The 11974-nt window shown below is 73.9% G+C and carries 11 protein-coding genes; 8 read left to right on the top strand and 3 right to left on the bottom strand.

Going from position 1 to position 11974, the window contains the following annotated elements:
• Positions 1 to 84: 84 nt before the first annotated feature.
• Together AB0K80_RS25465 and AB0K80_RS25460 are read left to right on the top strand one after the other, a co-directional pair.
• Positions 85 to 1662: an NAD(P)/FAD-dependent oxidoreductase gene (locus AB0K80_RS25465; RefSeq protein WP_365673381.1), complete on the top strand. Its 1578-nt coding sequence runs from the start codon at positions 85 to 87 to the stop codon at positions 1660 to 1662.
• A 98-nt stretch (positions 1663 to 1760) separates the two neighbouring features.
• On the top strand, positions 1761 to 1952 hold the full coding sequence (locus tag AB0K80_RS25460; RefSeq protein WP_365673379.1) for a DUF2795 domain-containing protein: 192 nt from the start codon (positions 1761 to 1763) through the stop codon (positions 1950 to 1952).
• A gap of 40 nt (positions 1953 to 1992) precedes the next feature.
• On the opposite strand, the gene AB0K80_RS25455 is transcribed toward AB0K80_RS25460, so the two are convergent.
• Positions 1993 to 3771, bottom strand: a complete 1779-nt coding sequence (locus tag AB0K80_RS25455; protein ID WP_365673378.1) for a serine hydrolase — start codon at positions 3769 to 3771, stop codon at positions 1993 to 1995.
• A 214-nt stretch (positions 3772 to 3985) separates the two neighbouring features.
• On the opposite strand from AB0K80_RS25455, the gene AB0K80_RS25450 reads away from it, so the two are divergent.
• Positions 3986 to 5503, top strand: a complete 1518-nt coding sequence (locus AB0K80_RS25450; protein ID WP_365673376.1) for an acyl-CoA synthetase — start codon at positions 3986 to 3988, stop codon at positions 5501 to 5503.
• Here AB0K80_RS25450 and paaK read toward each other — a convergent pair.
• Entirely contained in the window at positions 5500 to 6795 is a 1296-nt protein-coding gene (paaK, locus tag AB0K80_RS25445) for a phenylacetate--CoA ligase PaaK (protein ID WP_365673375.1), read from the bottom strand. The two genes, AB0K80_RS25450 and paaK, sit on opposite strands and share 4 nt — an antisense overlap.
• Before the next feature lie 185 nt (positions 6796 to 6980).
• Here paaK and AB0K80_RS25440 point away from each other — a divergent pair, with 185 nt between their 5' ends.
• The 5 genes from AB0K80_RS25440 (at position 6981) to AB0K80_RS25420 (ending at position 10554) form a co-directional block, all read left to right on the top strand.
• Complete coding sequence (locus tag AB0K80_RS25440) at positions 6981 to 7823, top strand: alpha/beta hydrolase (RefSeq protein ID WP_365673373.1); 843 nt, start codon at positions 6981 to 6983, stop codon at positions 7821 to 7823.
• Positions 7824 to 7885: 62 nt separating this feature from the next.
• Complete coding sequence (locus tag AB0K80_RS25435; RefSeq protein ID WP_365673371.1) at positions 7886 to 8596, top strand: alpha/beta fold hydrolase; 711 nt, start codon at positions 7886 to 7888, stop codon at positions 8594 to 8596.
• A 90-nt stretch (positions 8597 to 8686) separates the two neighbouring features.
• Positions 8687 to 8929: a DUF397 domain-containing protein gene (locus AB0K80_RS25430; RefSeq protein ID WP_365673368.1), complete on the top strand. Its 243-nt coding sequence runs from the start codon at positions 8687 to 8689 to the stop codon at positions 8927 to 8929.
• Between the two features lie 136 nt (positions 8930 to 9065).
• Positions 9066 to 9965: a universal stress protein gene (locus AB0K80_RS25425; protein WP_365673366.1), complete on the top strand. Its 900-nt coding sequence runs from the start codon at positions 9066 to 9068 to the stop codon at positions 9963 to 9965.
• Between the two features lie 91 nt (positions 9966 to 10056).
• Positions 10057 to 10554, top strand: a complete 498-nt coding sequence (locus AB0K80_RS25420) for a hypothetical protein (RefSeq protein ID WP_365673363.1) — start codon at positions 10057 to 10059, stop codon at positions 10552 to 10554.
• Between the two features lie 123 nt (positions 10555 to 10677).
• Here AB0K80_RS25420 and AB0K80_RS25415 read toward each other — a convergent pair whose 3' ends face one another.
• Positions 10678 to 11814, bottom strand: a complete 1137-nt coding sequence (locus AB0K80_RS25415) for an aminoglycoside phosphotransferase family protein (RefSeq protein WP_365673360.1) — start codon at positions 11812 to 11814, stop codon at positions 10678 to 10680.
• Positions 11815 to 11974: the final 160 nt, after the last annotated feature.

The following is an 11974-nucleotide window of genomic DNA, read 5'->3' as shown; positions in this document are numbered from 1 at the left end:
GCGTCCCAGGACCTGTCCGGCCGGAGCGCGCCTGGCAGGTCCGTCCCCCTGGCTGACCCGGATCACCCCGTGTTACCAAGAACCATGACCACACCCGAGGGACCGCGGACCGACCGTACGTACGACGCCGTCATCGTCGGCGGCGGCCACAACGGCCTGGTCGCGGCCGCCTACCTGGCCCGTGCCGGACGCTCCGTGCTGGTGCTGGAGCGTCTGGACCGCACCGGCGGCGCGGCCGTCTCCACCCGGCCGTTCGCCGGGGTGGACGCACGGCTGTCCCGCTACTCGTACCTGGTCAGCCTGCTGCCGAGGAAGATCGTGCGGGAGCTCGGCCTGGACTTCCGGGTGCGCACCCGCACCGTCTCCTCGTACACGCCCGCCGAACGGGACGGACGCCCCACCGGGCTGCTCGTCGGCGGTGGTGAGCGGCGCACCCGGGAGGCGTTCGCCCGGCTGACCGGCTCCGAGCGGGAGTACGAGGCCTGGCAGCGCTTCTACGGCATGACCGGGCGCGTCGCCCAGCGGGTCTTCCCCACCCTCACCGAGCCGCTGCCCACCCGCGAGGAACTGCGGCGCCGCGTCGACGACGCCGACGCCTGGCGTGCCCTGTTCGAGGAACCGGTCGGTGTCGTGATCGAGGAGCACTTCGCGGACGACCTTGTGCGGGGCGTGGTCCTCACCGACGCCCTGATCGGCACCTTCGCCGACGCGCACGACCCCTCGCTGCGGCAGAACCGCTGCTTCCTGTACCACGTGATCGGCGGCGGCACCGGCGCCTGGGACGTCCCGGTCGGCGGCATGGGCGCCCTCACGGACGCGCTGGCCGCCGCGGCCCGCTCCGCGGGCGCCGTCCTCGCCATCGGCCACGAGGCCGTACGCATCGACACGGACGGCCGCACGGCCGCAATCTCCTACCGCACGGCGGACGGCGACGGTGTCGTCCACGCCCGGGACGTCCTCGTCAACGCCTCCCCGCAGGAACTGGCCGCCCTGACCGGCGCGACACCCCCGGCACCCGCCGAAGGCGCCCAGCTGAAGGTGAACATGCTGCTCAGGCGGCTGCCCCGGCTGCGGGACAGCTCCGTCGACCCGCGCGAGGCGTTCGCCGGCACCTTCCACATCGCCGAGGGCTACCAGCAGCTCGCCGCCGCCCACGCCCAGGCCGCCGCCGGTGAGCTGCCCGCCGCGCCGCCCTGCGAGATCTACTGCCACTCGCTCACCGACCCGTCCATCCTCGCCCCCGGTCTGGCCGCCCAGGGCTACCACACCCTCACCCTCTTCGGCCTGCACACCCCGGCCCGGCTGTTCGAGCGGGACAACGACGCCGTACGGGAGGAGCTGCTGAAGGCGACGCTGGCCCAGCTCGACGCCCATCTGGCCGAGCCGCTCGCCGACTGCCTGGCCACCGACGCCGAGGGACGGCCCTGTATCGAGGCGAAGACCCCGCTCGACCTGGAACGGGACCTCAGGCTGCCCGGCGGCAACATCTTCCACCGCGAGCTGTCCTGGCCGTACGCCCAGGACGGAACCGGCCGCTGGGGCGTGGAGACCCGGCACGCGAACGTCTGGCTGTGCGGGGCGGGCGCGGTGCGCGGGGGAGGGGTCAGCGGGGTGCCCGGGCACAACGCGGCGAGGGCGGTGCTGGAGACCCGGCGCGACTGAATGGCTCCCTCCGGGAGGGGCACTCCGACAGAGCGAAGGAAACCGTACGATCCGGCCGCCCTTCGCGGACGGCCGCACACCCTTCAAGGGAGGCTGCCATGGCCGACCTCAGCCCGATCGACCTCCAGAAGGCCCTCAGCGGCATGGACTACCCGACGGACAAGCAGCACCTGGTGGAGCAGGCCCGCAAGAACAAGGCCGACGAGAAGGTCGTCAGCCGCCTCGACAGCCTCAAGCAGGACCGCTTCGAGGGGCCGAACGAGGTGCAGAAGGCCGTCTTCAACCAGTAGCGGGCGGGCCTTCTGCGTCCCGTCAGTTCCGTCAGTTCCGTCAGTCGGCCGACGGCGCCCAGCCCACCGCCCGGACGCCCGCCGCGTCCGCCGGGCGGGCCTCGTCGAAGAGGACGCCGTCGGCCGCCTCCACCCTCAGGCCGTCGACATAGCAGCCGCGCCCGACGTAAAGCCGGTCCGTGGTGTACCGCCAGCGCACGACGAGTGCCCGCGCGACGGGCAGGTGGGCGGTGAGCCGGTGCCAGACCCGGCCCGACCAGCCGGTGACCGAGCCCGACGGGTGAGGCGTGGACTCCTCGCCCGGGCGGGCCGTGGTGAACGGCACCGGCTGCCAGCTGCCGCCGTCGTCCGTCGAGGCTTCCAGCACCAGGGCGTCCGCGCCCGGCTCGGTGTCCCACCACAGCGCGCACCGCAGCCGCGCCGGTCCGCCGGAGGTGTCCAGGGCGGGCAGCGCGAGCGTCGCGGTGCCCGCGGTGGCCATGCCGGAGAACCAGGCCGTACGGCCCCGCACCGGCCGGACCGGTACGGCCCGGGCGAGCCGGTTCGCGGTGGCGACGCGCGGCGCCGAACCGGACCGCCAACTGCGCACCGGATGCACGGAGTTGCCCAGCACCACCAGGAACGAGTCGGTCGTCGGATCGAGCACCAGCGAGGTCCCCGTGAAGCCGGTGTGCCCGGCGGTGCGCGGTGTGGCCATCGCGCCCATGTACCAGTGCTGGTAGAGCTCGAAGCCGAGCCCGTGCTCGTCCCCGGGGAACGCCGTGTTGAAGTCGGTGAACATCAGCTCCACCGACTCGGGTGCGAGGATGCGGGCCCGGCCGTAGGAGCCGCCGTTGAGCAGCGTACGGCCGAGGACCGCCAGGTCCCACGCGGTGGAGAACACGCCCGCGTGGCCCGCGACGCCGCCGAGGCTGAAGGCGTTCTCGTCGTGCACCTCGCCCCAGACCAGTCCGCGGTCCAGGCCGGACCAGGGAGCGCGCGCGTCCTCCGTCGCCGCGATCCTCGGCCGCCAGGACGCGGGCGGGTTGTAGCGGGTGCGGCGCAGGCCGAGCGGGCCGGTGATCTCCTCGTACAGGAGCCTGTCCAGGGTGCGGCCCGTGACCTTCTCCAGCACCAGCTGGAGCGAGATCAGATTGAGGTCCGAGTACAGGTACGCCGTGCCGGGCGGGCTGACCGGAGCCTCGTCGAGGACGAGCCGGATCTTCTCCTCGTACGTGGGTGCCTTGTACAGCGGGATCCAGGCACGGAAACCGGAGGTGTGGGTGAGCAGCTGACGGATCGTCACGTCCTGTTTGCCGGCCCGCCCGAACTCCGGCAGGTACGAGGCGACCGGCGCCTCGAGCGCGAGCGCGCCCCGCTCCGTCTGCTGCACGGCGAGGATCGAGGTGAACAGTTTGGACACCGAGGCCAGGTCGAAGACGGTGTCACGGGTCATCGGGATCTGCTGCTCCGGGGGGAACTCGACGCCGGTGCCGGTCTGCTCGTCGTACGCCCGGTAGCGCACCGCCATGCCGATGGGCTGGTGCAGCGCCACGGTGCCGCCCCGGCCGGCGAGCAGCACCGCGCCCGCGTACCAGGGGTGCTGGGGGGAGGGGCCGAGGAACGCCTCGGCGTCGCCGACCAGGTCGCGGAGGTGGCCGGGGAGCAGCCCGGCGCGTTCGGCGGAACCGTGGCGGAGGGTGGGGCGCCCGGCGGCCGGGGCGGCTGTGGCCGGGCCGGCGGGTAACGAGGCGAGGGTCAGGGCGCCGCCCAGCGCGAGGAGACGCCTGCGCGTCAGCGGGCCGGTTCCGGTCGCGTCGTCTGCCGCAGCTTCGGTCATCGCGTGTCCCTCCCGCCGGGCCGCCCCTCACGTCCCGGACCGTCAGTCCGCCGTGCCGCGACGATACATCTGACTGGGCGTCAAAGACTCCGTTCGTGCTCCGTCGGAATGCCGGCCTGCCGCGCCCGCACGGCGGGCCCACCCAGGACGCCCGCGCGCCGGACGGCCGTGCCCGGCTTGACCTCCCCCGGCGGTGAACCGAGGATCGTCAGTCATGACGATGCCCGGACACGGCAGCACGGTCGACGGCGTGCTGCGGCGCACCGCGCGGCGCACCCCGGCCCGCGTCGCGGTGGAGTACGCCGACCGCTCCTGGACGTACGACGACCTCGACACCGCCGTCTCCCGCGCGGCGCGCGTCCTGCTCGACCAGGGGCTGTCCCCGGGCGACCGGGTCGGCGCGTACGGCCACAACTCCGACGCCTACCTGATCGGCTTTCTGGCCTGTGCCCGCGCCGGACTGGTGCACGTACCGGTCAACCAGCACCTGACCGGCGACGACCTCGCCTACCTCGTCGGCCAGTCGGGCTGTTCCCTGGTCCTCGCCGACCCGGGCCTGGCCGGGCGGCTCCCCGAGGGCGTCCGGGCGTTGCCGCTGCGGGACGCCGACGACTCCCTGCTGGCCCGGCTGGCGGGCACGCCCGCGTACGACGGCCCCGAGCCGCGCACCGAGGACCTGGTGCAGCTGCTGTACACCTCCGGCACGACCGCCCTGCCCAAGGGCGCGATGATGACCCACCGCGCGCTGGTGCACGAGTACCTCAGCGCCATTACCGCCCTCGACCTCAGCGCGGGGGACCGGCCGGTGCACGCCCTGCCGCTGTACCACTCGGCGCAGATGCACGTCTTCCTGCTGCCCTACCTCGCCGTCGGCGCGACGAACATCATCCTCGACGCGCCCGACGGCGACCGGATCCTCGACCTGATCGAAGCGGGCCGCGTGGACAGCCTGTTCGCGCCGCCCACCGTATGGATCGGTCTGTCGCAGCGCCCCGACTTCGCCACCCGCGACCTCAGCGGTCTGCGCAAGGCGTACTACGGGGCGTCGATCATGCCCGTGCCCGTACTGGAGCGGCTCAGGGAGCGGCTGCCGAAGCTGGCGTTCTACAACTGTTTCGGGCAGAGCGAGATCGGCCCGCTGGCCACGGTCCTCGGGCCCGACGAGCACAAGGGCCGCATGGACTCCTGCGGCCGGCCGGTGCTGTTCGTCGACGCGCGGGTGGTCGACGAGAACGGCGAGGACGTGCCCGACGGCACCCCCGGCGAGATCGTCTACCGCTCCCCGCAGCTGTGCGAGGGCTACTGGGACAAGCCGGAGGAGACCGCCGAGGCCTTCCGCGGCGGCTGGTTCCACTCCGGAGACCTCGCGGTGCGCGACGCGCACGGCTACCTCACGATCGTCGACCGGGTGAAGGACGTCATCAACTCCGGCGGTGTCCTGGTCGCCTCCCGCCAGGTGGAGGACGCCCTGTACACGCACGAGGCCGTCGCCGAGGTCGCCGTCATCGGCCTGCCCGACGAGCGGTGGATCGAGGCGGTCACGGCCGTCGTCGTCCCCCGCGGCGAGGTCACCGAGGCCGAACTGATCGCGCACGCCCGCGGGGCACTCGCCCCGTTCAAGGCGCCCAAGCGGGTGCTGTTCGTCGATGAACTGCCGCGCAACGCCAGCGGGAAGATCCTCAAACGGCAGCTGCGCGACCGATTCGCCCACGGCACGCGAGCGGGCGCCTAACGCGGCCGCAGGTCCACGATCCGCCGGATCTTGCCCACCGACCGCTCCAGCGACTCCGGGTCGACGATCTCGACGTCCACCGACACGCCGATGCCGTCCTTCACGGCCGCCCGGACGGCCCGCGCCGCCGCCTCCCGTACCTCGGGCCCGGCATCGGGCCGGGCCTCCGCGCGCACCGTCAGGGCGTCCATGCGGCCCTCCCGGGTCAGACGCAGCTGGAAGTGCGGAGCGAGACCGGGGGTGCGCAGCACGATCTCCTCGATCTGGGTCGGGAAGAGGTTCACCCCGCGCACGATCACCATGTCGTCGCTGCGGCCGGTGACCTTCTCCATACGCCGGAACACCCGGGCCGTGCCCGGCAGCAGCCGGGTCAGGTCCCGGGTCCGGTACCGGATCACCGGCATGGCCTCCTTGGTGAGCGAGGTGAAGACCAGCTCGCCCTTCTCGCCCTCCGGCAGCACCTCGCCGGTGATCGGGTCGACGACCTCCGGGAAGAAGTGGTCCTCCCAGATGTGCAGGCCGTCCTTGGTCTCCACGCACTCCTGGGCGACACCCGGGCCGATCACCTCCGACAGGCCGTATATGTCGACCGCGTCGATCCCGCACCGCTCCTCGATCTCGCGCCGCATCTCCTCGGTCCACGGCTCGGCGCCGAAGATCCCCACCCGCAGGGAGGTGCCGCGGGGATCGACGCCCTGCCGCTCGAACTCGTCGAGGAGCGTGAGCATGTACGACGGCGTCACCATGACGACCGTCGGCTCCAGATCCCGGATCAGCTGCACCTGACGGGCCGTCATCCCTCCGGACGCGGGGACGACCGTGCAGCCGAGCCGCTCCGCGCCGTAGTGCGCGCCCAGCCCGCCGGTGAACAGGCCGTAGCCGTACGCCACGTGCACCGTGTCGCCGGGCCGTCCGCCCGCCGCCCGGATCGAGCGGGCCACCAGGTCGGCCCACAGCGACAGGTCGTTGTCGGTGTAGCCGACCACCGTGGGCCGTCCGGTGGTGCCGCTGGAGGCGTGGATGCGGCGCACCTGGTGCCGGGGCACGGCGAACATCCCGTACGGGTAGGTCTCGCGCAGGTCCGCCTTGGTGGTGAACGGGAACCGGGCCAGGTCGGCGAGGCTGCGGCAGTCGTCCGGACGGACGCCCGCCTTGTCGAAGGACTGCCGGTAGAACGGCACGTTCTCGTAGGCGTGCCGCAGCGAGGCCCGCAGCCGCTCCAGCTGGAGCTCCCGCAGCGCTCGCGTGCCGAGCCGTTCCCCCGCGTCCCGCAGGTCCGCCGCCTCCGCCATGAGGACCCTCCTTCGTCAAACCAGCACAATCCGGGCGACCGATCATTCGGTTGATGCCCTGCAGATCAGTAATACAGGCCGGCCGCTCCCGGGCAAGAGCCCGTGGCCGGATTTCTGCCCTGATCACCGGTGCCCGCCCCGATCCCCGTTGCGGCCGGGGCGCCCCGGGCACGAGGATCAGCGGCATGCCGATCTTCAGTGCCTGGGACGGAACCGCCCTCGCCTGTCACCTGCGGGGTGACGGCGAGCCCCTGGTCGTGCTCCCCGGCGGGCCCATGCGGGCCTCCGCCTACCTCGGCGACCTCGGCGGGCTGAGCGCCCACCGGCGGCTCGTCCTGCTCGACCTGCGGGGCACGGGGGAGTCGGCGGTGCCGCGGGATCCGGCGACGTACCGCTGCGACCGGCTCGTCGACGACGTCGAGGCGCTGCGCGAGCACCTGGGGCTGGAACGGATGGACGTCCTCGCGCATTCGGCGGGCGGCAGCCTGGCGATGCTGTACGCCGCCCGCCACCCGGAGCGGATCCGGCGGCTCGTCCTGGTCACCGCTACCCCCTGGGCACTGGGCCTCCCGGCCACCCCCGAGGACCGGCTGGCCGCGGCCCGGGCCCGCGCGCACGCCCCCTGGTTCTCCGGCGCGTTCCCCGCCTTCGAGGCCTGGCTGACGGGCACCGGGGACTTCGCCGACGCCTTCCTCCCCTTCTTCTACGGGCGCTGGGACGCACAGGCCCGGCAGCACGCCGCGCGGGAGGAGGCGCAGACCAACCAGGAGGCCGCCGACCGCTACGGCTCCCCGGGCGCCTACGACCCGCCCGCGACCCGGGCCGCACTCGCCCGCCTCACCGCCCCGGTGCTGGCGCTCGCCGGTGAACTCGACGGCGGACCACGCCCCGACCTCGTCCGCCGTGCCGCCGACGCCTTCCCCACGGCCGAGTTCGCGGTGCAGCCGGGGGCGGGGCACTACCCGTGGCTGGACGACCCGGAGTGGTTCGTACGGCGGGTCGCGGCCTTCCTCGACGGGCCGGCCTGACCTCTTCTGCTGTCGGCCGAGCGGACACCTCCTCCGCCCGCCGCGCCCCTACCGTGTCCGGCATGGACACCACACCCCGCACCGTCCAGGCGCACGGCATCACCCTGGCCTACCGCGTCTGGGGCCCGCCGGACGCACCGCCCGTCCTGCTGCTGCACGCGCGTGGCCACGACGGCTCCGACTGGGCGCAGACCGCGCCGGCGCTCGCCGCCGGGCCCCGCCGGGTGTACGCCCCCGACCTGCGCGGCCACGGGCGCAGCGACTGGCCCGGCGACTACCGCTACGCCACCATGGCCGACGACGTCCACGCCTTCCTGACCGCCCTCGGCATCGACCGGGCCGACGTGGTGGGCCACTCGCTCGGCGGCGCGGTCGCCTGCCTCCTCGCACAGCGGCACCCGGAGACAGTACGGCGCCTGGTCCTGGAGGACGTGCCCGCGCCCTTCCCGCTCGACCCGCCCCGCCCGCCCGCCGAACGGCCCGCAGGGGACCTGCCGTACGACTGGGCGATGATCCTCGCCACGGACCGGCAGCGCAACGCCCCCAATCCGGTGTGGGGGGACCACATGGGGCGGATCACCATGCCCACCCTGCTGATCGGGGGCGGGGCCACCAGCCTGATCCCGCAGGAGCAGATCGCCGCGCTCGCCGCACTCCTGCCCGACGCCCGGCACCTCACCATCGACGCGGGGCACCTGGTGCACGCGACCCGCCCCGAGGAGTTCCTCACCGCCGTCGACCAGTTCCTGACGCCGTGGCACCCGGCCCCCTGACGCCCGGAATGTCCCGCTCACGTGCCCTGTCGGCCGTGGTGACCGGTCGCTAGGCTGACTCGCGGACGACGATTCGGGAGGAGCACGGACGTGGCCGAGAGCACCACCCAGCAGCGCACGCTCACAGGCTGGGACAAGCCGGACCTGGACCTCAGCAAGGCACAGTGGCAGTCCAGCAGCCGAGGGCGGGGGGATGTCCAGATCGCCTTCGTGGAGGGGTTCATCGCCATGCGCAACAGCGCCCGCCCGGAGAGCCCTTCGCTGATCTTCACCCCCGACGAGTGGGGCGCGTTCGTGTCGGGAGCGCGGGAGGGGGAGTTCGACCTCACCTGACCCCCGGCCCCACCGCCGATCCGGGGGTGTTCCGCCCGTTTTTCCGGACACGCGACCAGGGGCGCCTCCCGGGGCCGACGCCTGAGCCAGGCTGGCCCCGGGAGGGGGACGGTCGTACTGCGGAGGTGAGGAACCCATGAGCACCCTGCCGGTCATCGCGGCGGTCGACGGTTCGGACGACAGCCTGCGCGCCCTGGAGTGGGCCCTGGACGCCGCCCGCCGGCGCACGGCACCCCTGCGGGTGGTGCACGTACGGCAGTACGCCCCCTGGGCGCAGCCCGAGGTCCTTGCCGCCATGCCGCCCGCCGACGAGGACCCCGTCCTCGACCAGGTCCGCGGCCACCTGGAGGGACGCGCCGGCCTGCCGGACACCGAGTACACCGGAGCGGAGGGCGTCCCGAGCGCGGTCCTCGCCGAACTGGGCGCCACCGCCCAGCTGTTGGTGCTCGGCTCGCGGGGGCGCGGCGGGTTCGCCAGCCTGCTCCTCGGCTCCACCGGCCTGGCCCTGGCCCGGGACGCCGAGTGCCCCGTCGTCGTGGTGCCCCGGCCCGGGCGCGAGGTGCACGGCGAGGCACCGGAGCTGCCCGGGCCGCGGGTGGTGGTGGGCCTGCACGCCGACAGCCCCGACGAGGCCACCCTCGCCTTCGCCTTCGCCGAGGCCGCCCTGCGGCACGCCCGCCTCCAGGTCGTCGCCGCCTACCCGTGGCCCGCGCAGGCCTGGCTGTTCCCCGGGGAGATGCCCCCGCCCGCCATGGACCAGGACGCGATCGAGAACGAGACCCGGGCCCTCGCCGAGGGCTTCCTCGCCCCGCACCGGGAACGGCACCCCGAGGTGCGGACCACGACCCAGGTGTCGGCCGGTGACGCGGCCGGACACCTCGTCGCCGCCTCCCAGGGCGCCGACCTGGTCGTCGTCGGCCGCCACCGCAGGCGCCTGCTGGCCCCCGCCCGCATGATGGGCTCCGTCACCCAGGCCGTCCTGCTGCACGCGGCGAGCCCCGTCGCGGTGGTCCCGCCGCACCCGCCCGAGGAGTGACCGCCCCGGCGGGGAGACGGGGCGCCGGTCGCGACGGAACCGGCTGCCGCCCACCCGGCACACGGCACGCCCGGGCACGTACCATGGCGGCATGTCGTTCCTCCGCCGCCGCAGCGCCACCCCCGCCGGGCCCGATTTCGACGTACTGGCCATGGACCCGGGCGACTGGCCCGGGAATCTCGGTGCCGGTCTGCTGCCCGCCCCCGACGGCACCTGCCAGGGCGTCTTCCTGCGTTACGACCTGTTCGGCGGCCGCGGCCCCGCGATGATCATCGGCAACCTGCCGGAGGGCTCCCCGGCCCGCGACGTCCCCGAGGGCCAGCCCCCCTTCGAGGTCGCCCAGCTGCTGCTGGCCCTGGAGAACGACGAGGAGGTGACCGTCGTCGGTACCGAGGACGTGCCCGTGATGCAGGGCGACAACCTGCTGATCGTGCGCCGCGTCAAGCTCTCCGAAAGCCGGATCTCCTGCGTGCAGTTCGACCGCAGCGACAACGTCCTGGTGACCATCGCCGCCTGGGACCGGCCCATCACCGACGACCTGTACGCCCTGCTCAAGCCGCTGCCGGCGGAGCTGTTCCAGCAGGGCTGAGGCAGCCGCACGACAAGGGCCGGGCCCGGGCGGGACCCGGCCCTCGGCGCTGCCGCCGCAGCACACACGACAAGGTCCGCGGTACGCCCCTGTCCGGGGCCCGCCGCGGACCTTCCGCCCCCGTCAGCGAGTGCCGACCGCCGCGCGTACGGCCCGCCGGGCCAGCTGGCAGTCGTCGTGCAGCCGCCGCAGCAGCAGCCGCTGTTCCTCGCCGGACGGCGCAGTGCCCGGGTGGGCCGTACCCGGTGCCGCCGGGGTCGCGTCGTGCAGGGAACGCTGCACGGCCGTCTCGAACGTACGGATCTCACGGGTCAGCACCAGCATCAGGTTCACCAGGAACGCGTCCCGCGACGCCGGTCCCGCCTGCTGCGCGATCTGGCTGATCTGCCGCCGCGCCACCGGTGCGTCCCCGAGCACCGACCACAGCGTCGCCAGGTCGTAGCCCGGCAGGTACCACCCTGCGTGCTCCCAGTCCACCAGCACTGGACCAGCCGGTGAGAGCAGGATGTTCGACAGGAGTGCGTCGCCGTGGCAGAACTGGCCCATGCCCTGCCGCCCGGCCGTCTGCGCGATGCCGTGCAGCAGTTTCTGCAGGTCACCCATGTCCCGGTCGGTGAGCAGGCCCAGCTCGTGGTACCGGGAGATCCTGGCCGCGTAGTCGAGCGGGGCGTCGAACGTGCCCGCCGGCGGCCGCCAGGAGTTCAGCCGGCAGATCGCGCCGAGTGCCGCTCTGATGTCCGCCCGCGGCGGCGCCTCCGCCGGGTGCCGCTGGAGTGCCGCGACCCGTCCGGGCATCCGCTCGATGACCAGGGTGCAGTTGTCCGGGTCCGCCGCGATCAGCCGGGGCGCCCGCACGGGCGGGCGGTGCCGGACGAACGTGCGGTACGCCGCTATCTCGTGCCGGATCCGCTCGGCCCACACGGGTGAGTGGTCCAGTAAACACTTGGCGACGGCCGTGGTGCGCCCGGTCGTACCGATCAGGAGGACGGAGCGTCCGCTGCGGCGGAGCACCTGCACCGGAGCGAACTCCGGGCAGATCCGGTGCACCGACGCGATCGCCGTGCGCAGCTGCGCGCCCTGGGGGCCGGACAAGTCGAGTCTCCCGCTGAGCGGTTGGGTGCCGGGCCCCGCGGGGCGCCGCGGCCGGCCCGCGACGGGCACGGGCGCCGGGCGCGCGGGGGCGAGGTAGGGGCCGCTGTCCGTGGGCCGGGAGCGCAGCGGCCGGGGCGGGGCGGACACGGAGGACGATGCTGCGTACATGGGCGATACAGATCCCTTCGTGTTCCTGCGAGACGAAACGCCCACCCGGCCCGGCCGTCCCGGGGCACCCTGGGGAATGCCCTGCGGCGACCGGGTCGAGGTGGCGCGTTCCTACCTGACACCCGATGCCTGGTGGCACACCATCTGGCGCACCCTGGCG

Origin of the sequence: Streptomyces sp. NPDC052682, from assembly GCF_040678435.1 — a bacterium.
In the GTDB taxonomy this organism is placed as follows: domain Bacteria; phylum Actinomycetota; class Actinomycetes; order Streptomycetales; family Streptomycetaceae; genus Streptomyces.
This window is presented reverse-complemented; position numbering and strand designations above follow the sequence as displayed.

Coding starts and splice junctions, on each gene's coding strand:
- AB0K80_RS25460 (WP_365673379.1), top strand. CDS start 1,761: ATGGCCGACCTCAGCCCGATCGACCTCCAGAAGGCCCTCAGCGGCATG.
- AB0K80_RS25465 (WP_365673381.1), top strand. CDS start 85: ATGACCACACCCGAGGGACCGCGGACCGACCGTACGTACGACGCCGTC.
- AB0K80_RS25450 (WP_365673376.1), top strand. CDS start 3,986: ATGACGATGCCCGGACACGGCAGCACGGTCGACGGCGTGCTGCGGCGC.
- AB0K80_RS25425 (WP_365673366.1), top strand. CDS start 9,066: ATGAGCACCCTGCCGGTCATCGCGGCGGTCGACGGTTCGGACGACAGC.
- AB0K80_RS25455 (WP_365673378.1), bottom strand. CDS start 3,771: ATGACCGAAGCTGCGGCAGACGACGCGACCGGAACCGGCCCGCTGACG.
- AB0K80_RS25420 (WP_365673363.1), top strand. CDS start 10,057: ATGTCGTTCCTCCGCCGCCGCAGCGCCACCCCCGCCGGGCCCGATTTC.
- paaK (WP_365673375.1), bottom strand. CDS start 6,795: ATGGCGGAGGCGGCGGACCTGCGGGACGCGGGGGAACGGCTCGGCACG.
- AB0K80_RS25435 (WP_365673371.1), top strand. CDS start 7,886: ATGGACACCACACCCCGCACCGTCCAGGCGCACGGCATCACCCTGGCC.
- AB0K80_RS25415 (WP_365673360.1), bottom strand. CDS start 11,814: ATGTACGCAGCATCGTCCTCCGTGTCCGCCCCGCCCCGGCCGCTGCGC.
- AB0K80_RS25440 (WP_365673373.1), top strand. CDS start 6,981: ATGCCGATCTTCAGTGCCTGGGACGGAACCGCCCTCGCCTGTCACCTG.